Below are 21769 nucleotides of genomic sequence, written 5' to 3'. Positions count from 1 at the left end.
GTTCTGATGGAGATCGATGAAGAGTGGCAGACAGGCAAAGTCTATCTTTCGATGTTCAATTCTTAAGGTTCTTTAAAAATCCAATTGGGTCACCTGACCAATCCTACAGAAAAACCCTTGCACAATCGTTTTATCAAAAATATACTTCTGTCTTTTCTAGACTTTGAAACCCGCAGCCAAACAATAGGATAAAGAGTAAATTGATCTCTGCCCACCTTGGATCATGCCTGATTTATTTGTAGAATAAAAATGTAACCATCTTAGGTCGCTGATCTCCTTGGGCATCAATCAAATCGTAGGAGCGGCCGCATAACAAAGAACTTTGTTGTGCCGGTCGCTTTTCGTTTTCCCAGACGATCTATGCGTTGTCGAAAGTAGTAAATATCAAACCATTTGGAGTTTTTGATGCCAGATCCCATTCCGCCCAGAGATATTGAAGCCGAACAGGCCTTGCTCGGTTCGATCATGATTGCACCTTATCTATTTGAAGATTTGGTCACCTTCGTAAAAGCGGAGTATTTCTATCGCGACTCACACCGCTGGATTTGGGAAGCAATGCATCACCTGTTGGAATCTGGGCAACAGATCGATCATGTCACCTTGTGTAATGCCTTGAATACCAGCGGAAAACTAAAGGAAATTGGTGGGCCGGCATATATCATGGGCTTGCTCAATGCAACTCCGACTTCCATGCACGCCGAGTCTTACGCGAAGATCGTGCGTGAAAAAGCATTTAAGCGAAAAGCGTTGGAGGTCGCTACAAACCTTGCGCAAAATGCTATTCAAGATAAACCGTTATCTGAAGCTCTGCAGCAAATGGAAGAATTTTTTATCAGCTCATCCGCCTTGTCGGGAGTCACGGAGCGAATGGTTATGACCGCAGAGAAATTGTGTTTGTCGGAGATGGGTGAATTGACCTGGATCCTCAAAGACTGGATTATGGCTGGTGGAATCAACTTGATCGCCGGTATGCCGGCAGCAGGAAAGAGTTTTCTCGCTCTGGACCTGGCGATTGGCATTGCTTCTTCGGGTTTAGCATGGGATAACCGGCCGGTAACCCAGGGCAAAGTGTTGTATCACTTCTTGGATGGTAGCTACCGGGGTATGCGCTCGCGTGTTCTCAAATTGTGCCACGCGCGGGGCATTCAACCGCCTGCTAACTTAATTTTCGACTTTTCCCCGCTTAACTTAAAAGTCACTTCCGAAGCGCTGGCATTACGTCAACGCATTCATCGATTGGATGCCTCAGTAGTCATTTTTGATGTCATGGCCAAGTTTATGCCTGGCGCTGATGAAAATTCGGTCGCAGAAATTTCACCGATGATGAACGCATTGCGTGAAATTGCTAACCAGACCGGTACGACTTTTATTCTGATTCATCACCTCAATAAGGGTGGAAACACCGATCTTTCCTATCGCGTCCGGGGCTCCTCCGATATTTTAGGGTCTGTCGATACCGCCATTGTGGTTGCGCATGAAAACCAGCATTCAGCACACTCATTGAGAACGATCATTCCACAAAAGGTGCGTGAATCCCTACCACCTGCGCAGTTACAGTTTCAAATTGAATCGACCGAAGAGAGCATCGCGCTTCGATTTTCTGAAACAAATGCTTCTGAACTGGTGCGCGTTCCTGGTCAGGCGGAATTGATCTTTGCGGATATTCTGGAATATCTGCAAACCGTACCAGCGCAGGAATTCAAGAAGAACGAGCTCCTTTCAGCGCTTCAAATCAACAGCAGTGCCAGGACGATAGACCGGGCATTTTCAAAACTCAATAATGATCCGCGAATCAGAGTTACAAAACGAGGATCATTCAACACCTATCAATGGGAAGAGGATACGCCAGCCACGCCATACTCTTAAGGGGTTGGCATGGCTGGCGTATGTTCGTTCGTTGCAAAGTTTACAAATAACAAAGGAGAAGAATGTCAGAAAGCCAAAATAGCTCAAATTGCCGGATTTCCAGGAATGTCTTGATCAAAGCACCCGGTTTGCTGCCCATGCTATACACACCGCGTGAAATTGCTGAAGACTTGGACGTTCCTGAAACCACCTTGCGGGATTGGCTCAACCATGGCGCACCACACAGCCGGGATGAATACAACCATATCTGGATCAACGGCAGGGAATTTGCCGCCTGGGTTGACAGTCAACGAAACGCTAGAAAGAAACCAACCCATCCGCTTCAAGCGGGTGAAGGCTTTTGCATGCGCTGCAATACCATCGTCAAAATCCAAAATGGGGAAATTCACCCTGTCAAAGGCCGCCTGAGCCATCTGAAAGGCATATGTCCCATCTGCGGCGGGATTGTCAATCGCGGGATTTGGAATGCTGGATCGCCAGAACTATCTCAAGGTTAAGTTGTTCTTGAAATTTGCACGGGAAGTTCATGGGCGTTCATCGCTTCAGATCTCTAATGATTTCGAGCATCTTAAAGCGCTGCTTCTCTGGGCTGGCTCACAACCATTTGGATCGGTGCCGACTATCAACACCAGTCTCCCTGATTTCCTTTTTCAGAAAGTCGAGAAAGGATTGGATCAGGCAGAATTACAGAGCATCTTGAATACCAACCAGCGTTTCCTCTTGTGGGTGAAAGCCATGTTCCCTATTGAGTTTCAAAATATCCGGCTGAATTGGATTTTAAAAATTTCAGAAATCTCGGAAGGAAAGGAGGTGATTATTTGAAAAAACGACCGATAATCATTACCGCGACCAACGCCATCACAATCCCTAAAAAGGTTCGTTACCTGTTGGATTTACAACCTGGTGACTGCCTTGATTATGAAGTCATGGCAAATGGTTCAATCATTTTGGCGCGCAAGGAATGCTGCGATTCGCCGTCGCTCCGGCCAACATGCAAACTTCCCTGCCAGGCCCAAAAACGGAATTAACCTGAATGGCTGGAGGAAGGGTTTATTGAATCCCATCCTCCAGCTCTGGCGTAAAGAGAAAATAATCGTTTTTAGAACCTCAAGTTATCTACTGGGCTGGCTTTCCGATGCACTCGTTCAATGTCCATCTCAGCGATTTGAGCATAATGACGAACCATATCCAATGAGCTATGGCCTAAGAGGGCTTGCAGGGTAAAGACATCCCCACCTGAACGGAGGTAAGTGATTGCAAAAGTATGCCGGAATTTATGTGGATGAGCCCCTTTGACGCCTGCTTTATCAGCCAGGCGCACGATCAAATGTCGCAGGCTATTGGAGTTAAACGGATGATTGCCACGATTGATAAATACTGGCGATTCTGGGTCATCGCGATCTTCGCGGTCAGCCAGATAGCGCCATACAGCCCGGCGAGTGCTCTTTCCGATGAACACCGTGCGCCCTTTGCCGCCTTTTGCCCCACCTTCGTCTCCATGCTTGATGACAACTTTACCGGTGCGCAAATCCAGTTCGCCGATTTTCAAACTGCAAAGCTCGGAAGCGCGCAAACCGGTATCCAACATGAACATGATCATGGCTTCATCTCTTTTGGCGGATGGTCGTCGGGTGACAAAATTATGGCGATTGATTGGATTGTACTCACGCGAGTAGAGGCAGGCTTTAAGCAGTGCCGCAAGATCTTCCTGAGTAAATGCGGCTACCGGTGCTTCTTTGTAGCGCGGCCCCGGAATGCCTTCCATGGGATTCTTGATTTTGAATTCTGCAACCGCCCAACCGAAGAAAGCTTTGAAAGTGATCCAGTGGTTTCGCAGTGTCTTGGGGGAGAGTTTGCGCGTTGGTGCCTCATGCGCAGGATTCGGTTTGGCGAAGGTGTGGGGAACATACTCGGTACGCAGATAGGTCATGTAATCGAGCACATCGGCAGAGGTGATCTTCCCTACCGGTTGATCGCCTATCTTTTCCATCCACTTACGCAGCACCCACTCATACGAATCGACCGTCCGTTGGCTTAAGCCTTCGGCGGTTTTGTATTTGACGAAACCGTCAATACAAAGAGAAAATAACAAGCCTGAGGGATTACGGTTCATCGAAAAATCCTCCTAAAAGTGATTTTTCGTAACCATCGACCCTCAGGCCTATCAAAAAACCGTAGCCCCAGGGACTACGGTTCTCTCTAGTAGCGGGGAGTGGATTCGAACCACTGACCTCCGGGTTATGAGTCAAAATCCTGAATCCGTGCCATTTGTGCGGCGGGCTCTGCAAATCAGCCGACCTGACGAACTCTGGTCCACGCTTGCCGGGCACGCTGCGGTAGCTAATCGATATTCGTATAGTATCTGTTTTACGTGGGTTCGTCAAGTAGTTTTTCTAGCTTTTCTTCATTCCTCTTTCCAATTCAATTTATTCAAATCTATTTTCTCATGGGGGATGCGTCCTCCCTGATTCAATAATCGTGCATCGTACTATTAGTTGTTGATTCCCCAGTCATGGGTGTTCCACAATCTCATTAAGCCTGCATAAGGTAAGGGCTAATCCTTTTCCCCTGCCCGTCTATTTGCGCACCTGTTTGCCGGCTTATTTTGTAAGGTTCGGAGAGCCATTCAAGATGCCAGGTAAAGACTTAGATTTTTTTATTGCTCAAGATAAAAAGAACCCCGTTGAACTTCGAGGTTACGTTTGGAAAGTCATTGTGGATCCAACCAGGGTCGATGATGATCCAGGGATGTTCTTTGGGAGGTTATTTCGAATGATCGATATCCGCCTCAACCGGGACGAGAAATCAACCTGGCCGGAAGGAATCGTGTTTGAACACATTACCTCAGGATGCCGCCTTTCTTATATAGATGGCTTGTTGATGGATCTGACAAATTCCAAAGTCATTCAGAAAAAGCCAAGAGTCCGTGATCGCAGCCGGCGGACAGGATGCAGAAACCAAGCTAAAGGTGAAAGTATGGCTCGAAAACCTAATCAAATTCCTTCAAACAGTCAGATGCGTAGGTTTATGTTAATTCGAGTGGAAGACCTCACTGGTGTTTCAGGGACTGGCGAGGTAGCAGAAGGGACTGTATTTAGCAGCGGTTTGGCAGTCATTCATTGGCTCAGGGAACCTTATGCTATGGGTGTTTATCAGACTCTCGAAGATGTCATTTCTGTCCACGGTCATGAAGGCCGAACACAGCTGCAATTTATCGATTAAGGAGAGATCAAATGACTACAAAAATCATCACCATCTCAAACCAAAAAGGCGGGGTAGGAAAGACAACCACCGCTGTAAATCTGGCACATGCTCTCACTCTGAAAAATAAACAAGCATTATTGATTGACCTTGATCCACAAGGACAATGCGCAACCAAGTTGGGTATGGATAGCCAAATGGGAACGTATTATTTTTTGACAACACAACCAGGCTCTCCCAGTGAAATAACATTTATTCGCCAATGGGTCCGTGAGACAGGTCGTGATTTCTTGCAGTTGATTCCAGGCAACTCAATGACCTCCGCTGCGCAAATGATGTTGGGTGTCCAGGATCAACCGATCTCCTACATAAAAGGGCTGTTGAAAACATTCACTAAAGACCGGTTTGACTACATCATTTTCGATACATCCCCATCTGTGGGCGGCTTACAGGAGCGTGCAATCTGGGCGGCTGATCTGGTAATTGTTCCTACTGCAACAGAATTCGCATCACTAGATTCGTTAGCAAAGACAATCACGACCATCCAAACCTTGAGGGACAAAAAGAATTGGCAAGGCGGATTGCTGGGAATATTACCAACCTTCTTTGATAGTACCAACGAGTCACGCGACTCCCTGCAGGATCTGCAGGAAACATTCAACGACAAGGTGCTTTCTCCCATTCATCGGGCGACTGTCTTGCGTGAGTGCTGGTCTGAAGCAAAGACCATTTTTGAGTATGCACCAGAAACGCGGGCAGCTGAGGAATATAAATCTTTAGCAGCTCTCGTGTTGAAATACTAGAGGACACCATGGCCAGGCGCGACGCATTTACAGGACTACGCGATCCTAATCCGATAATCGAGGATGAGGAGGATCAAAAGCAAGGATCCAAGATGGTCCAACAACAGCCCTTGGATTTAATTCCCACAGCAGATCTCAGGAAGAAAAGATCACGTAAGTGGGAAAAGGAACATCGGCTCGAAACTGCGACGTACCGGGGAATTCCTCGGCAGGTTGTGGAGTTGATTACCAAAGATGCTCAGTCTCTTTCAGTTCCTAGAGATGAAATCTTTAGGGCGTTCCTTGAATTTGGCGCAAGGCTTTACCGCGATGGAGAGATCAAACTTTTAGCGTACCCCAAGGCGCAGCGAATGACCCTGTACTCTGAAGGCGATAAAGGAAATACCATCTTGCCTGCTCAAAAACCGACAAACCATAAATGGTTAGCCGATGCATTCCCAGTCCCGGAAAAGAAAGCTGGTGGGACCCAAAAGAAAAAATCCAAGAAAGACCAAGAAGCCACCCCCCAATGGGAAATAAGGGCGACATTTCGAATTCCAACTTTATTAAAGGAAGAAGTTCGGTCGATTGCGCGGGAGCATACTTTACCGGTCGGAGAAGTTGTCTGTTTTTTCGTAATGGAAGGTTCACAGGCTTTTCACAATGGAAGCCTAGTCCTGCAACCATCCCCTAAAACAATAGGAAAGACATTATTTCTAGAGTGATACAAATGACCCCTGACCTTTCCTGGAAAACCAACAATTTCAATTTCACTCCAAAAACTCCGTCTGCGTCCATGCTGACGTGCCGCAGACGCACTGCTGACACGCCGCAGACGTTGACGCAGACGGAGTTGCTGACGTTGATACCACAGGAAGCCCGTAAAGGGGTCTTTTCAGGAAGAAATGGAATAATCACCGTGCTTCCAAAAAGAGCTGTAATTCTCGCTTTATTCGATATTGATTTTTTTTATCGATAAGGATTTCTTTTATGAATGCAGTTATTGAATTTTCACCGGAAAAAGCCTGGCAAGCGGCAATTGCGAACCTCGAAATGGATATGTCGCGGGCGGCTTTTAGCACCTGGGTGAAACCAACCCATCTGGTGGATTTTTCAGATGACACTTTTGTGATCGGCTGCATAAATGCGTATGGCCGTGAGTGGTTAGAAAACCGATTAACGACCACCTTACAGCGATTCCTTATGGGGGTGATGAACAGAGAAGTAAAGGTTCGTTTTGTCGTCAGTGATCAGGAAATTGGTGATGGGGATGATCTCTTTCAGGAAGAGGATTTAGACCAAGAAGATTCTGAGGACAATGTCATTGCGTTGGATGTCCACTTCAGCTCCATACGGAATTTTCTAATAGAGCCAAGCCGGGTAGTTCGCTTGCCGGTTTATTACCTGCGTTGGCTGCCGTACGTTGGTTCGCAAACTATTTTCTTGATCATGGCATTATGGCAGGAGTATTACCTGGCAAGTAGTGGAAAGGAGCGAAAAGGGAGCTGTAAAGTTGCCGTTCGGGCTGAGCGTATTTGCCAATGGGCTGGGATCAGCCGGGCTCAATTCTTTCGCTTACTGCAACCCGGCAGTAGTCTGGGATGGTTTGCGAGAAAAATTGACACCGATCATGAAATAGATAAGCGCTCAGGCAGAGCCAAAAAGTCCTCCAATAAATATGAACTTTTTGAATACCCATTGACACCCGGGGACGCCGAAGACTTGAAGACTTTTTTACTGGCTCATGGGATCCAGGATTCCCCTCAGACTGCTCTGCAAATCGCTATCAACACCAATCCGAAGGACATCTTGCAATATCCGGTACGCTTGCCTCAGGAAGATTTCGGCAAAATGATTCCACACTATTTAACCGTTCAGGATGTCATCCGGGAGTTGATTGGTCACAGGCTCGATGGAGAACTTGGAACTCTGGCAGATCAGCTTGCGGGCCGATTGTTGGGCCAGGGGGATTTCATCCTGGTTACCTGGTATTTCCTCAGAAACTGGTTACCGGTTCTCGGAGCCGATGCTGCCATGTTTATCCTGATTTTGCGCAATCTGTGCTACTTCAATGATGAGACAGGTGAAATCCGAGATGAAGTCTGGATTGAGGGTGGATATCAAGCTATCGCAAATCGTCTAGGGATCAATAACGCTCGCGTGGTGGCGAATTGGCTACCAGCCTGGATAGAAAGAGGAAAACGCAAGGATGAACTAAGTGATCGGACCGTTGATGAATTTTCTCGCCGGCAACGTCTTCAGGAGTTTTTAGCTCTTTTTGTTGAGCGAATCGATCATCGGATCAATTCTGAGGGCTGTTATAGCTGGAAATTCAAGGTACAGAGGGTGGATCCTCTCACACCACAACACCGAACCATCCAACAGGCTGTATCGTCCCTTCTTGTGAAATCAGAAGATTATCGTGTTCAAGACGAATTAGATTCTTGGATCACTTTATTGGGCAATGGTTGTTTCGAGACTGTCAAAACAGAACCAAAGGTTGTTTTGAGACTCTCAGATTTAACCAAGGATTGTTCTGAGACTCTCAAGGGTATCCTCAATGATTGTTTTGCGACGCTCGACCTGGAAGCCAAGGGTTGTTTTGAGACCCTTTTAAAGATTCTCAAAAGCTTTAAAGATTCCCCAAAAGAAAAAGATACCTCCTCTACCCAAGATACATCGATTTTGCTGAACAATCCAACTAATCAATCGGTGGCAGCGGTAACTGATTCGAGTGGAAATTGGTCATTGGAAAAATTGTTGGCGCGCGCAGACAAGAAAAATCGGGAGTCTTTCCTCGATCAAGAAAAGAATGCTTTACCTTTTGTATCCTGGATCATTCATGGCGCTTCCCAAGCCAACATCCAGAATCCGTACAGTCTGGCCATTGCCAAGCTAAAAGAGAATCCTGGCATCGGTGCCGGTGGAGCCAGTGAACGCTTGGCAGCGTTACAACCGCGAAATCTTGCCCGCCTGATTGAGCAGTCGTTCACTTTTTATTCCCCAACCGACAAAAATTGGCGAATGCTATTTGCGGATGTAAAAAGGGATCGGATCCGGCTTTTAGCAGATGCATTGGGGTTGGTTCTAGAAATCGGGGAGGAAACAGGGTGGATGAGTAATTAGGGCAATCGTACCTTTTAAAGGGAATTGAATTCAATCACAAACTCATAAAAAGGAGACAACAAATTATGGCGCAAGGAAATCTTACGTGGCAACGTGGTGACATCACTGGGGATATCTATTTTGATTATTTACGCCCTCAGAATCAGGACCCTATCCCTTATGTTCGCCTGTACCTGATGATCGATGGCAGCCCGGAATCAAAACCGGTGAAGGGATTAAGAGTGCTGGTTTATGGCACCCTGGCTGAATTGGTATACGGACATGTTCAGAAAGGTAGTCGAATCGGTGTTGAAGGGCATATTCAACTGCGTTACCGGCCAAACACGACGACTCCTGTTTTTGAAGTTGTCGCTGAACGGGTTGAATTTATCCGCAATATTGATTATGAACGCGGAAAACAAGTGATCGCAGAATTAAAACAACGTGGAAAACGAAATTCAGCAACCGATCTGGAAATCATCACACAAATCCTTGAAGTTGGAGAGTTAGGCCATGACAGTGAATAATCCTAGTGAACCGGAAATCCAGATCTCTGAAGAAAAACTGCAAAAGCTTGGTTGGATTCTGTTCGGCCTTGCGGTGTTTTTTACCATTATTGGTGCCTTTGTCTCCCCTTTGGATGACCAGGGAAAACCAGTACTTCTCCTGCCGGAGGTCAAAGCAGTGGAAGATTACAGAAAGGCAGCACAATCATGGATATCTGAGTTGAACATTTTGGATGGCGAGATCGCTCATATCATTGCTGCGGACCAACAAGGCGATCTCTTTTCACAGTCCAGATCCGCCCAACAAACCCTCCAGCACGCTGTTGAACTTGCTCAACAGGTTGATCGGACACGAGTGCCCCCAATTGGCATGGGGATGCATGAGCAAATGCTCTCGACAACAATGAGTTATCTTGAAGCTGCTCGCAGCGCTTTAAAGTGGGTCAGCGCGCCAGAGCAAGAAAATCAGGACCAGGCTATCCAATTGCTCGAAGATGCTCGGCAGATGAAGTCGGAATTGGAGAAAAACAAGTGGCTGATCTCACGTTAGAAGAATTCCAACGCAATCAGTCTAATCGGATCTCCAGAGAAATCATCGGGCAAAGTGAGGAGCACGAGCAAAAAATGCAAGCCAATGCTCAGAAATTATGGGAAAATGCCCACAAGCATCTTGTCATACTTTTAAGGTTTCTGGATCAGGATTACGATGAATCCTGCGAAAAAGCGACCCGACCCCTGGAATCGTTTAGCGATGATGACCTGGCCTATCTGATTCATGTTCGGCTGCGAGCTTTGCAAGGGTCACCATCGAAGAAAATTGAGCCAGTGGAAATAAATGAGATAAAGCAGCGCTTGATGGAACTCAATCAGAAATATTCTGATCTGGAACAAGAGCTCATTGCCACTCAGGAATCGAAAAAGAAATTGCAGGCAGAGAAGACGGCACTGGAAGCCCACTTAGCTGCCCTTCGACAGATACAGAAAGATGATATAGATCGGAACATTCAACCCCCAAAAACAGATAATGATGAATCGAGGGACCTTACACCTGTTCCAGATTGGGTGAAAACCTGGCAGTCCACCAAGAACTTTGAAAAAACATCAGCTGTTATTTTAGTGATGGGCGAAATGGGGATTGCTTTACGACCATCCATCATAAAGCAGATGGCAAACCGCCTTTCCTTATCGGTCGCAAATAAAAACCTGGATGAAGCCTTGAATTGGTTAATGGCACCAGAAGGGAATGAACTCCCAATCCTGGTTGAACAAATTAGTGGTGTTGTTGAGCAAGGTTCCAGCTCGGGTGGAAATCAACCTGCAGTACTGCATTTGACTCGGGAGGGTCAGGTTGCATACCAGGTATTAACTGGCAAAATTCCCAAGGAAAATGAATTTGATACCCTTATTCGGCATCATTCATCACCGGAACATACTATCCTGAATATTCAGGCCGGGGAAATCCTGGTAGAGGAGGGTTACAGAATTCAAGGGCGGGCACAAGCAATTAATTTATCCAATGGTGAAACGTATATCCCAGATATTGTTGCTGTGGATCCAAAAACAGGCGAGGTAATATTCGTCGAAGTAGAACGGGATGTGAGTAAAGATCAAATATCCCGAAAAATGAAATGGATGAAGTTTTACGAAGCCTCGAATGGAAACCTGTATGTATTTTGCGATAATCTAAACTGCCAGAGAGCTATTCAGGGAGAAATCAATCTTGCATTAAGTGGGTTAAACTACAGCTCTTTTCTGACAAACCTTCATGGATTACGAAATGGGAAGAGAGCAACAAAGGATGGTAGCATCTGGTTTTCTCAAAGAAAAGGTAATGAAAAATAGAACGATGTGCACTCCGTTCTGACAACATTGTTCCTCTAGAGTCTTAAGGGGGAAGAATGTGCTGGATGGAAATTCTGACAATAGAAAAACAAAATAATCCGTAAAGTATTCAATCCATATGCCTTTGCCTGAAAAATAATCCTTTGTTTTATTAAGTATATTGATCAAAAACATAGGCTCTTTTCTTATAATCCACCATTATTCCTAGAAAAGTTCGCACATTTTTTTCAAGAGCTATACATATCATTACATTGCGATTATAATATCCCCTATCCCCCCTAGGGGGTTATTTCAAGAAGTATGAGGTGTTCTTCATGGAAAATCAAATCACTGGATCTGTAGACTGTGTCGATTGTCGGGCAAGCAACCCCAATTTCTTTATGCGCTATCGCGACTTCCTGCTATCGCGGGACACAATTATTGCATTTATTAATGCGGTTTTACTTCTCGCTGGATTTCTAGTCTCTGTTTTTGGACGACCTGAAATTGGTAAATGGCTATATCTGGGTTCGGCAGTTATTGGTGGAATTCCTTTGTTTTTATTAGCTGGCAAGGCAGTTTTCATCAACCATGACATTACTGCTGGATTCATGGCCTCTGTTGCCATGATCGCTGCGATTATTGTTGGTGAGTATAGCGCGGCTGCGCTGGTGGTGTTCATGTTTGCCATAGGGGATTGGTTGGAAAGCCTGACTATCGCTCGCGCAGACAATGCATTAAAGGATCTGGCTAAACTGGTTCCTGCAACGATTGTGGTAATACGCGACGGTAAAGAAATCACGATCCCCATCGAACAGGTCCAATTTGGCGAAAAGGTGCTGGTACGCAGCGGTGAACGCATCGGTGTGGATGGGCAGGTGCTGGGCGGCTCTGGTTCAGTCAATCAATCCGCGATCACCGGCGAGTCGATGCCGGTCGAGAAGAAGGTCGGGGATGAAGTTTTTGCCGGCACGCTCAATGAAGTCGGTGGGATGGAAATCCAGGTTACCCGGTTGGGTCAAGATACGACCTTGGGGCAAATTGTCAAACTGGTCAAAGAAGCCCAAAAGACCCAAGCGCCGGTACAGCGTATTGCCAATAAGTATGCGCGCATCCTGGTGCCAGTGACTTTCAGCATCGCGGTCCTGGTTTACCTTCTGAGTGGAGATATTACCCGTTCGATTACCGTTCTGGTTGTGGTGTGCCCCTGCGCGCTTGTGTTGGCCACCCCGACTGCGGTGGTGGCGGCAATCGGCAATGCAGCCAAACGCGGTATGCTCGTAAAATCCGGCGCAGTCATCGAGCAAATCGGGAAGGTCGATGTGGTTGCCTTTGACAAGACTGGTACGCTCACTCACGGTCGTCCGGTGGTCCAATCGGTCATCCCGTTGGATGGAATGGACGAAAACGAAATTCTGGGGTTGGCGGCTGCTGTAGAACGTGACAGTGAACACCCGATTGGCCGCTCCATTGTCTTGGCCGGACAGGAGCGACAGATCAAAATCACAAAAGCAGATAACTGTACCGTGTTACCTGGCTACGGCATCACCGGTCGGGTGAAACAGAGCCAGGTGGTGATCGGAAACCGGGCTTTATTGAGTGAACATGGGGTGGTCTGGGCAGGAGAAGCCGATGGACGCATTCAAAGTTTTGAAGCTCAGGGACAGACGGTCATACCGGTTGCTGTGGACGGCGCCCTGCGCGGCTTGATCACCTTGGCGGATACTCCCCGGCAGGAGGCCAAGCAAGCTATTGCTGAGCTTAAGCGGATTGGAATCCGCGAGGTGATTATGATTACCGGTGACAACCCGCGTACTGCTGATCGGATTGGAAAAGAATTGGGTATCGACAGAGTCTTTGCGGAAGTGTTACCGCAGGATAAACTGCGTATCATCCGCGATCTTCAGGATGAGCGCAAGAAAGTGGCATTCGTGGGCGATGGCGTCAACGATGCCCCGGCGCTGGCCGCGGCAGAGATCGGTATCGCAATGGGGCTGGCCGGGACGGACGTGGCTCTGGAGACCGCAGATATTGGCCTGATGGCAGATGAGATTGAGCGGATTCCCCAGATTATCGATCTTTCCCGCAGCGCATTGCGTGTTATCCGCCAAAACGTGATATTCTCAATGGGAATGAATCTGCTCTCCGTCGTTTTAGGTGGTTTTGGTATCATCGGGCCAGTTGTTGGCGCATTGATGCACGAAACATCAGCTTTACCTGTATTAGCCAACTCTGTACGACTGATTAATTATCGTAAGAAACATGCAAATTAGTAGAGACCGTCGATAATGGGAATTTGGAGATGTAAATGGATATAGAATTTACAGATGATATAGAGAAACCAATCGATGATCAACCAGTCGTTCAATCTATTGATCACGAGCAAAGGCATGAACACCATCAGCAAGTGATCGCACGATTAGCAAAAATTGAAGGGCACGTGCGGGCTATCAAGCGTATGGTTGAAAACGATACTTCCTGCCCGGATGTTCTCACACAAATTGCAGCAGTGCGTTCAGCTCTCAACAGCGTTGGTCGAGTCATCTTGGAAGATCATCTGCAGACCTGCATGGTGGATGCCGTCGAAAAAGAAGATTATCAACGGGCTTTGAAAGACTTGAAGAATTCACTGGATAAATTCATCGGTTAACTCATCGACCTCCAGCACCTGCTTACCAGGTGCTGGTTTCTTTAAAAATGGCTCCGACCAAGGCAACTCCTCGCCTGGCCATCTCCTGAGGGGGAAATGGCTTGCCGTGTTCCAGCCACCAGGTGATAGCTTCCACAAACATGGTCGCTATAACATCCGGGATGAGATCATCCTCAGCCGGGTAAAGGGATATGGGATGAGCAGAATCGCTTTGCCATTGGGGAGCTGCCCGTCCAAACTCTTTGATCAGGTTGATTAAAGAGGTTCGCATCTTGCGCACGAACCAGGGACTACCTTTCTCGCCAAGCAGTGCGCCATACAACCGGTCATATTCGGCAACATGGTCAAAGAACGTCACCCAGATTTGCGGGGAGTGGACTGTCTCTTGTACGGCTATCGCGCCAAACAAAGCCTGCATGGCTTCCGCGTAGATTTGCTCGACCAGGTCATACTTGTCCCGGTAGTGGCGGTAAAATGTCGCTCTGCTAACCATTGCTCTTGCGGTTATTTCGCCAACGCTGAGTGCATCAAAACCTCGTTCTTCAATTAAATCGATCAAGGCTTCTCGTATAAATCGTTGTGAACGTGTTACGCGCAAATCATTCACAGATTGAGACATTTTCTACTCCTTGTTGCATATGTGACAATTACCGTTATTTGATACTTGCTTCTTGGAATCAAGTGCGTTAAACTCTCTGGTAATTGATATGAAACAGTATGTCTCATATGTTACATTCTGTCAACACAAGGGAGCTATGAAATGGAAGAATTGAAATTGACTAAGGAAGATCTGGAAATAAACAAGCCGATGGTACCAATGGTTTCAACTTACGATGCATATATGCGTAAGATGACTTTAGGGAGAGAGCAGGTTTTGCGTCAACGGACTGTCGAACTGGCTGGAATCAAGGCAGGAGACTCTGTACTTGAAGTAGGTTGTGGTACAGGTTCATTAACTCTGATGGCTAAAAAAATATCAGGTCCAAACAGTAAAGTGTATGGGATTGATGTAATTCCTGAAATGATCGAATACAGTCGGCAAAAAGCTGCGCAATCTAATTTGGATATCAGCTTTAAATTGGGAACAATAAACGATATTCCCTTTCCTGACAACACTTTCGATGTGGTAATGGCTAGTTTCATGATTTTTCATATGTCTGAAGATACTCGTCAGAAAGGGATCGCAGAAATATACCGGGTTCTCAAGCCAAAAGGAAGAATGCTAATTGTAGATCTTGCCATGCCTTCACATCGATTACAACAGGCTATCGCAAAACGAGTAATTTTCTCGGGCGGTCTGGAACACGAATTAGGTGAATTGCTCCCCCTAATGAACAGGATTGGTTTTTCCGACCTGGAATGTGCACCAGTCAATTTCTCAATACTGGGACTCTCCATCCTCGCATATATTCGTGGATATGCAAATAAAAGTGATTCTCGCTAATCATCCACGCCGCTAATAAAAATTATCCGGGTAGTAAAACTTCTTTACCATAATCCATCCTCAGCATTTCTATGGAGAATACTTTCGATGATGGAAATACTTCATCCTTTATTTCTTTGCCACTTGTAGCCGGCACCAGGCGTACAATCCGTCATAAACCTCGAATTGGTGCTCCAGGTTCTCCATATCTTCCGGGTAGCGCAGGCTGTAGCCAGTCGCGATAGCTTCCAACCCGTGAGCGATGGGTTCTTTGTCAATATCCTCGTCAATATCCGCGGCATGAACGATCTGAGCCAGGCGCACCAGCCCAGGTTCTTTCAGGTCGTATTTGAGCAGTATCGATTCGAAGGAGCAGCGTCCATCGTGGTGACCTAACTCGACTCCCGGTGCATCGAAGGGAATCGCGCCAGTTTCCTTTACAACCCGGTCGATTTCTCCCTTAGGGACAAACAGGAATTCCGCTTCATTGTCGATAAAGCGGGTAATTAACCACGGGCAAGCCACGCGGTCGACATGCACATGTGAACGAGTCACCCATTTCATTGCATTTCTCCTTTTCTAGATCTCAGATAAAATTTGATCTAACTCCGCAGCGGCGGCAGCCTGAAGCTCGGGCGAAAAGGCAATCGCCGTGATGTCGCTTTGAGCGCAAGCTACTCGCCAAGTGGCCATGAAGTCATCGTCCACCGCCCCCCCGTCCAGGTAGCCGGCCAATACGGCCGCGCGGTCAGCTGGGGCGCGGTAACGGCGCAGATCAATAACTGGATGGCTGAAATAAGCATCGCCAAAATCGATGACGCCCGTTAATTCTCCTGTCATCGGATCCACAAAGGTGTGCTCCGGTCCGGGGTTTGAATGCAGCGCAACAATGTGACTTTTGGTTGGCAGCGTGCGCATCACGCGGCGTCCGATGACCTCAGGCGCGAGGGGATAATTCCAGATTTTTCCATCCCGGCGAATCATTTCAGTCAGATCATCGAACACATTACCCATCCGCCAAAGGATATCCACACCTGACTGATCCCCGAAGAATAGATTGCTCTCACGCAGCACTTCCTGAGGAATGTTATGAACCTTATGAAGCATACTCCCTAAGGCTTTGAGGGCTTTTTGCCGCGAATCCCCATCAAGTTTTGCATTTCGAAAAGCTATTCCAGGCATGCGTGTCATCAATGTATATTCGATCAAAGGCTCGGGATGCCCATACCCGACAACCCTTGGAACGTTCAATCCTTTCACCCCCTCCAACTGCTGTAGAAAAACCACCTCTTTCTTCAGGCTTGTGCGAGGGCGTAGTTGGTGTGGACGCTGGGTTTTAAGGATGTAGGCATCATCGATGCAGTAAGTACGTGCTTCACCGCCAGTTTCATCCACCGCCGTTACGTGCTGGGCTGCAGGGAGGTGTTGGCGGACCAACGCAAGCACCTGATCCTCACTCAATATAGAATCCAGGGCTTCGGGCTGGAAATAATAGTCTTTCGCCATTTTATGTCTCCTTGATTTTAAGAGTTAACGGTATCCGATGCATCTGCACGCCAATCCCAACCGGCAGCTTCCAATTCCAACAGGGCAGCAAAACGCCCTCCTTTGTGGATCAACTCCGCTGGGGTGCCGGTTTCCAAAATAAGTCCATTTTCGAGCACGATCACGCGGTCTGCTTCTCGGGCAGTCGAGAGTCGGTGAGCCACCGTCAGGATAGCCCGCTGGTGGCGAGAAGTCTCAGCCAGTAAAGCCTGGCGGAAAGCAGCTTCGCTGGCACTGTCGATGGCTGATGTTGCCTCGTCAAACAGCAGTACCGCCGGATCCCAGATCAAGGCACGAGCCAGGGATAACATTTGGCGCTGGCCTGATGAGAGCTGGACGCCTTCACCCGCGCCGTTGCTGATCTGCGTGTCATAGCCCTTGGGAAGGGACTGGATCAGTCCTTCGACTCCGGCGATGTGGACAGCACGCTCGACCGCTTCCTCCGGCACATCCGGGTCGCCCAGAGTTAGGTTTTCCAGTACGCTGCCGCTGAACAGCTGGACTGCCTGCGGCACCACCCCGATGAAACGCCGGCGTTCTATTTCCGGAATCTGGTGTGGATCGAGTCCTGCCACCTGAATAACACCCTGCCAGGGAGTATACAGTCCACCCAGAAGGTTCAAGATGCTGCTCTTCCCCGCGCCAGTCCGTCCAACCAGGGCAACATGTTCACCGGGTGCAACTTTGAGCGTCACATGATTTAAGACTGGTTGATCCTCAAAATAACCAAAGGTCATATCGTTGACGAGAATACCGCCAGTTGGCTTAATATGAGTGCCAGATTCGGACATGGCTTCTTCTTCCACCGGCAGATCCAGCACCTGGAAAATTCGCTCGGCGCCAGATAAAGCGCTCTGCACAGTTTGCCATTCCTCTCCGACAGAAGTTATTGGATCGAAGAAACGTTTGAAGAGCAGCACAAAGGCGGTCAATGTGCCCAGGCTGATTTCGACTTTATGTAATCCAGCCTGTGCACCACCCCACAGCAGTAGGGTGATCGCAATGGCCATCAGGATCTGCATGATGGGGGTATACAGTGCGGAAAATTTTGCGGAAAGGTTGTAGGCTTTAAGAGTTTTCTCCAACACCAGCCGGAAGCGCGCAACGATGACTGGTTCGCGTCCGAATGCGCGGATCACCTCCACCCCTCCAAACGTTTCTTGCAGGTGGGTGTTGAGAAGTCCTACGGCGATGCGATTTTTTCGTTCGGCATCACGGATACGCACTCGGAAGGCATTGGTAATCCATAACAAAGGAGGTACGACCAAAGCAGAGATCAATGCCAGGATCGGACTTAGAGCGATCATCGCAAAAGAAACGGTTACAAGTCGGACCAGATCAGTAACCAACCCGGCTACACCGGATGAAAACAACGTATCTACGGTGTCCACGTCCGCTGTGCAGCGGCTGATTATATCGCCCAATGGGTTCTGATCGTAATATTGAATGGGCAGATGTTGTAAATGCCTGTAGAGACGCACACGCAGATCATTCAACGCACCTTGAGCGGTCAACGCTGTTAAATAACTTGTAAGAAATCCCAGAGATTGCACACCGACTACTGAAGCCAGGTAAACAAACGCCAACCCCCAGATACCTTGTGGATTCCCAGGGGTAAGGTGATTATCAATGATTTGTTTCAGCACCAAAGGTGGAACCAATTCCAGGCCAGCACCCGTCAAGATGGTAATGGCGATGACCAAAATACGCAACTTGCGAGGTGCCAAGATCACCAACAATTGTTGGCGGGTGGTAGACCGGATGGATGTCGATTCACCACGAGAATCAGGCATATTTACCTCCGGTCCGACCGTTGGTTAGCGAAACCAGCGCCTGTGCTTTGAAGATTCGCGCGTACAGTCCACCGGCGTCCATCAATTCAGCGTGGGAACCACTTTCCAAAATTCGCCCTTGATCCAGGACGATGATGCGGTCAGCGTGTGGAAATGCCGCCAACCTATGTGAACTAAGCAGCACAGTAGCTTGAAGACCCTTTGGTGCATCTGGCCCATAAGTTTGTCGTAAGGATTCGATCAACATTGCTTCAGTGTCAAGATCAACAGCGGAGAATGGATCGTCCAGAACTAACAACCCAGGAATTGTAGGCGTAGCAGCCAGACTGCGTGCCAGAGCTATCCGTTGGCGCTGACCTCCCGAAACGCGCGTACCGAGTTCACCAATTTGAGTATCCAAACCCGCGGGGAAGGTCAGCAAGTCCTCTTCAAGAGTGGCTGTTCTGACAGCCTGCAAAATCCTGGACTCTTCACTTTGTTCGTCTTGCCCAAAAGCGATATTTTCACGAATCGAACCAGAGAACAAAAATGGATCCTGAGGAAGATAGCCAATCTGAGCGGTGCGCACTTCCGACGGAATTTCATTAAGGTTTTGCCCTTTTATCCGAATTTGACCATGCTCCAAGGGATACAAACCCAACACGGCTCGAAGCAAAGCACTTTTTCCACAGCCCACCGGTCCAGTGATCGCCACGAACGCTCCAGCGGGAATATTCAGGCTCACCCCTTTTAAAGCCAATTGGGGAGCACCGGGATAACGGAATGTGACATCTTCGAGTGAAACCGCCAGCGGTTGATGTTCTATGGCCGGAGATGGTGGAAGCGGTTCGTCCAGACCGTTGATACGATCCGGCTGAAACGAAGCATTGTGCGGTTCATTCGCAACGCCGCGTGCTGGCGCGAGCAATGGTTTCAAGCGTTTGTAAGCTGCGCCACCGGATTGAACCGAATTGAACAACTGGGGAATGCGATAACCACGACCGGTAAATTGTAAAAAGAGCTGGATATAGGCGACAAAGGCGCCCACTGTCATTGCACCGGCAATTACCCGCTGGCTGCCCATTGCTACTACCAGGATAATCCCAGCCACCATGAGGGTTGAATAGATTGGTTTTAAGCCTTCACGCAATCGAACAACGGATAGATTGGCTTCCACCAAATTATTGGATTTTTGCTCTACTTTCTTGGCTGAGGCGTCTTTACGCCCAAACAATTTTAGTACGCGGATGCCAGCTAATTGCTCTTGAAGAATTGTGGTCAGGTTGGCATTGGCTTCACGGGCGGCAGTAGTGCGCGTGCGCACCCACCGTCCGGTAGCCTGGGCTAGCAGCATGGCAAAAGGCACTGGCAGCAACGCAAGCAGGGATAGCCCTGGGTCATAAATGAACATCGTGACTATAAATGAGATCGAATAGAGCACCGTGTCCCACATTTCTATGGTAAATTCACGGATGCCCACCCCCAGCACTTCGACATCCGCCACGATCCGGGCCATGAGTTCTCCAATCGACGTGGCATGCAGCCGTTCCATCGGCCAGGCCAGGACTCCGCGCATTGCATCCGCACGCAGGTTGGCGCGGATACGGGCGTTGGCGGTCATCAACCACCAGCGCTTGCCCAGGCGCGGAACTTGGGTCGCCAGCGTTCCCCCCAGGAAAGCCAGGGCAGCCCAAGTGACGTCGTTCAGGCTGGCCTGACCCTTATCGAATGCAAGGGTTACGTCGATGGCATGCCCCAGAAGCACCGCTGGCAGGACGATCATGGTGTTCATCAGGATACCGCAGATCGAACCAATCACCAACTCACCGGCAACCTGACGAAAATACGGGCGAATATCCCACAGATAATGTTTCATTCAGTAATCTTTTCCCTCAAGAGGGTGAATTGGAGCTCGATAACTCGGCATACAAGGCATCGAAAACCAGGCAGCCCCGCTCCAGAGCCTCGTTATCATCCCGACTGGTCCGGCACAGCCCGCGGCAGATCAGGTCTAGCCCGGGGGAAGCCGGTTCGAGGGCAACTTCCTGAACCACATCCGCCTCATCCACGATCTGACCGATCTTCTGTAAAACAGGGTCTTTCAGCTGATGTTCTTTAAGCAGTGCCACGAAAGAGCAGTGTCCGCGATGGTGGCTGAAACGTGTCCCGGGGATGTCGAAGGGTTCGGCTCCTTCTGGTAGGGGTTTGGCGCCGGCCGGAACGAAGATGAACTCCGCTTCCGGATCAATCTTGCGCTTAATCAACCAGATACAAGCCATGCGATCTACACCTATGTGCTGCCAGGTTACCCATTTCATGATTCGTCTCCTCTGGAAGCCAACAAACGAGTACGAACCTGCTGCCCCAATTGCGAATGGAAGTAATCGCGTTGAGCGATCTGTTGGTATTCTTGAGCCAGCACTGACAGGTTCGGCTCGGGCTGTTCAATTCTCTCCAATAGAGTTTGATAGGCGGCGTCTATCTGTTTGGAGAAACGGCAGGTTAATTCCTGTTCTTGGCTAGCTAATTCCGCGTGTGCTTTCCAGAACATAGCCTCGCCGCCCATCTCCTGGATCTCGGCCACCAGCCATTGGAATTGTTCGTGTGTGCGTGGTGAATCTGGCAACACCCAGACGGCCTCGAAGATGGTGACCGCGCCAAGCTTTTTAAGCTTACGCCAGACATATACCCGCCGCGCTGAGGGATCTGAAGGGAGTTTGTATGTGAGGAGAAGCCAGGTGATCATTGAGTCGCCAATAATGTAACAAGAGTTACATTATTATATCACGTAGCTTCATAACTAATATATTTTTTTGGTAATCCCCGTCAATTTCACGAGTTAATAATTGTGTACAGCCATCACCGGCCGAAACTTCAAGAAAATTTCTACATTGATACTCATTAATTGTTTAAGTCCTATTTTTTCTATCTCTCTCATTTATGCTTTACGTTTTCTTCCTTTTCCGGGAACACTAGCCACCTGACACTTTAACAAAAGAATAGTTGATCGGCACCAGATCTCCACTAAAATAGGTTTTCCGGAAGCATTTTAGAAACGGAGTAAACCAATGCCGACCGACCTCCTTTATCATAACTGG

23 protein-coding genes are annotated in these 21769 nt (G+C 48.2%); 15 read left to right on the top strand and 8 right to left on the bottom strand.

Translation table 11 applies throughout. The features are described 5' to 3' along the window. The first annotated feature begins 405 nt into the window (after positions 1 to 405). The 4 genes from ADN01_RS03760 to ADN01_RS03745 all read left to right on the top strand — a co-directional run bounded on the left by ADN01_RS03760 (position 406) and on the right by ADN01_RS03745 (position 2894). Positions 406 to 1866, top strand: a complete 1461-nt coding sequence (locus ADN01_RS03760; RefSeq protein WP_075070932.1) for an AAA family ATPase — start codon at positions 406 to 408, stop codon at positions 1864 to 1866. A 62-nt stretch (positions 1867 to 1928) separates the two neighbouring features. Beyond that, entirely contained in the window at positions 1929 to 2363 is a 435-nt protein-coding gene (locus ADN01_RS19160; RefSeq protein WP_152974003.1) for a helix-turn-helix domain-containing protein, read from the top strand. After that, a complete protein-coding gene (locus tag ADN01_RS19155; protein WP_075070930.1) occupies positions 2332 to 2688 on the top strand; it encodes a hypothetical protein in 357 nt (118 codons plus the stop codon). Before ADN01_RS19160 ends, ADN01_RS19155 begins: the two co-directional genes overlap by 32 nt. Further along, on the top strand, positions 2685 to 2894 hold the full coding sequence (locus ADN01_RS03745; RefSeq protein WP_075070929.1) for an AbrB/MazE/SpoVT family DNA-binding domain-containing protein: 210 nt from the start codon (positions 2685 to 2687) through the stop codon (positions 2892 to 2894). Before ADN01_RS19155 ends, ADN01_RS03745 begins: the two co-directional genes overlap by 4 nt. Before the next feature lie 71 nt (positions 2895 to 2965). Here ADN01_RS03745 and ADN01_RS03740 read toward each other — a convergent pair whose 3' ends face one another. Beyond that, entirely contained in the window at positions 2966 to 3979 is a 1014-nt protein-coding gene (locus tag ADN01_RS03740) for a tyrosine-type recombinase/integrase (RefSeq protein WP_075070928.1), read from the bottom strand. Between the two features lie 518 nt (positions 3980 to 4497). Between ADN01_RS03740 and ADN01_RS18720 the strand changes: the two genes are divergently transcribed. The 10 genes from ADN01_RS18720 (at position 4498) to ADN01_RS03695 (ending at position 13931) form a co-directional block, all read left to right on the top strand. Then, entirely contained in the window at positions 4498 to 5088 is a 591-nt protein-coding gene (locus ADN01_RS18720) for a hypothetical protein (protein ID WP_082142900.1), read from the top strand. A gap of 11 nt (positions 5089 to 5099) precedes the next feature. Then, on the top strand, positions 5100 to 5870 hold the full coding sequence (locus ADN01_RS03730; protein ID WP_062419214.1) for a ParA family protein: 771 nt from the start codon (positions 5100 to 5102) through the stop codon (positions 5868 to 5870). A gap of 8 nt (positions 5871 to 5878) precedes the next feature. Then, on the top strand, positions 5879 to 6574 hold the full coding sequence (locus ADN01_RS03725) for a hypothetical protein (protein WP_062419215.1): 696 nt from the start codon (positions 5879 to 5881) through the stop codon (positions 6572 to 6574). Between the two features lie 5 nt (positions 6575 to 6579). Beyond that, positions 6580 to 6828, top strand: a complete 249-nt coding sequence (locus tag ADN01_RS19150; protein WP_147239102.1) for a hypothetical protein — start codon at positions 6580 to 6582, stop codon at positions 6826 to 6828. Between the two features lie 11 nt (positions 6829 to 6839). Continuing rightward, positions 6840 to 8975: a DnaA N-terminal domain-containing protein gene (locus tag ADN01_RS03720; protein ID WP_062419216.1), complete on the top strand. Its 2136-nt coding sequence runs from the start codon at positions 6840 to 6842 to the stop codon at positions 8973 to 8975. 65 nt (positions 8976 to 9040) lie between these two features. Then, the gene (locus ADN01_RS03715) at positions 9041 to 9481 is read left to right on the top strand and encodes a single-stranded DNA-binding protein (protein ID WP_062419217.1); all 441 of its coding nucleotides are present in this window, start codon (positions 9041 to 9043) and stop codon (positions 9479 to 9481) included. Then, the gene (locus ADN01_RS03710; protein ID WP_062419218.1) at positions 9468 to 10010 is read left to right on the top strand and encodes a hypothetical protein; all 543 of its coding nucleotides are present in this window, start codon (positions 9468 to 9470) and stop codon (positions 10008 to 10010) included. The genes ADN01_RS03715 and ADN01_RS03710 overlap by 14 nt, the downstream gene beginning before the upstream one ends. Next, a complete protein-coding gene (locus tag ADN01_RS03705) occupies positions 9992 to 11302 on the top strand; it encodes a hypothetical protein (RefSeq protein ID WP_062419219.1) in 1311 nt (436 codons plus the stop codon). The genes ADN01_RS03710 and ADN01_RS03705 overlap by 19 nt, the downstream gene beginning before the upstream one ends. A gap of 314 nt (positions 11303 to 11616) precedes the next feature. After that, on the top strand, positions 11617 to 13554 hold the full coding sequence (locus ADN01_RS03700; protein WP_062419220.1) for a heavy metal translocating P-type ATPase: 1938 nt from the start codon (positions 11617 to 11619) through the stop codon (positions 13552 to 13554). A 35-nt stretch (positions 13555 to 13589) separates the two neighbouring features. Further along, complete coding sequence (locus tag ADN01_RS03695) at positions 13590 to 13931, top strand: metal-sensing transcriptional repressor (RefSeq protein WP_082142901.1); 342 nt, start codon at positions 13590 to 13592, stop codon at positions 13929 to 13931. 22 nt (positions 13932 to 13953) lie between these two features. Here the strand turns inward: ADN01_RS03695 and ADN01_RS03690 are convergent, their stop codons facing one another. Further along, positions 13954 to 14550, bottom strand: coding sequence for a TetR/AcrR family transcriptional regulator (locus tag ADN01_RS03690; RefSeq protein WP_062419221.1), 597 nt, complete (start codon positions 14548 to 14550; stop codon positions 13954 to 13956). Between the two features lie 141 nt (positions 14551 to 14691). Here ADN01_RS03690 and ADN01_RS03685 point away from each other — a divergent pair, with 141 nt between their 5' ends. Then, the gene (locus tag ADN01_RS03685; protein WP_062419222.1) at positions 14692 to 15375 is read left to right on the top strand and encodes a class I SAM-dependent methyltransferase; all 684 of its coding nucleotides are present in this window, start codon (positions 14692 to 14694) and stop codon (positions 15373 to 15375) included. A gap of 108 nt (positions 15376 to 15483) precedes the next feature. On the opposite strand, the gene ADN01_RS03680 is transcribed toward ADN01_RS03685, so the two are convergent. From ADN01_RS03680 to ADN01_RS03655, 6 genes are read right to left on the bottom strand one after another with little or no spacing between them, the layout of a single operon-like run. Continuing rightward, positions 15484 to 15918, bottom strand: coding sequence for a chromate resistance protein ChrB domain-containing protein (locus ADN01_RS03680; RefSeq protein WP_062419223.1), 435 nt, complete (start codon positions 15916 to 15918; stop codon positions 15484 to 15486). Positions 15919 to 15933: 15 nt separating this feature from the next. After that, positions 15934 to 16860 (bottom strand): phosphotransferase family protein, encoded by a 927-nt coding sequence (locus ADN01_RS03675; protein ID WP_062419224.1) that lies wholly within the window; start codon positions 16858 to 16860, stop codon positions 15934 to 15936. A 17-nt stretch (positions 16861 to 16877) separates the two neighbouring features. Next, a complete protein-coding gene (locus tag ADN01_RS03670) occupies positions 16878 to 18692 on the bottom strand; it encodes an ABC transporter ATP-binding protein (protein WP_062419225.1) in 1815 nt (604 codons plus the stop codon). Beyond that, complete coding sequence (locus ADN01_RS03665; RefSeq protein WP_062419226.1) at positions 18685 to 20547, bottom strand: ABC transporter ATP-binding protein; 1863 nt, start codon at positions 20545 to 20547, stop codon at positions 18685 to 18687. Before ADN01_RS03665 ends, ADN01_RS03670 begins: the two co-directional genes overlap by 8 nt. 16 nt (positions 20548 to 20563) lie before the next feature. Continuing rightward, positions 20564 to 20989, bottom strand: coding sequence for a chromate resistance protein ChrB domain-containing protein (locus ADN01_RS03660; RefSeq protein ID WP_062419227.1), 426 nt, complete (start codon positions 20987 to 20989; stop codon positions 20564 to 20566). Continuing rightward, positions 20986 to 21417: a Chromate resistance protein ChrB gene (locus ADN01_RS03655; RefSeq protein WP_062419228.1), complete on the bottom strand. Its 432-nt coding sequence runs from the start codon at positions 21415 to 21417 to the stop codon at positions 20986 to 20988. Before ADN01_RS03655 ends, ADN01_RS03660 begins: the two co-directional genes overlap by 4 nt. Between the last annotated feature and the right edge of the window lie 352 nt (positions 21418 to 21769).

It is taken from the genome of Levilinea saccharolytica (assembly GCF_001306035.1).
In the GTDB taxonomy this organism is placed as follows: domain Bacteria; phylum Chloroflexota; class Anaerolineae; order Anaerolineales; family Anaerolineaceae; genus Levilinea; species Levilinea saccharolytica.
Note: the sequence above shows the minus strand (reverse complement) of the source record. Positions and strands in the feature narration are given on the sequence as shown.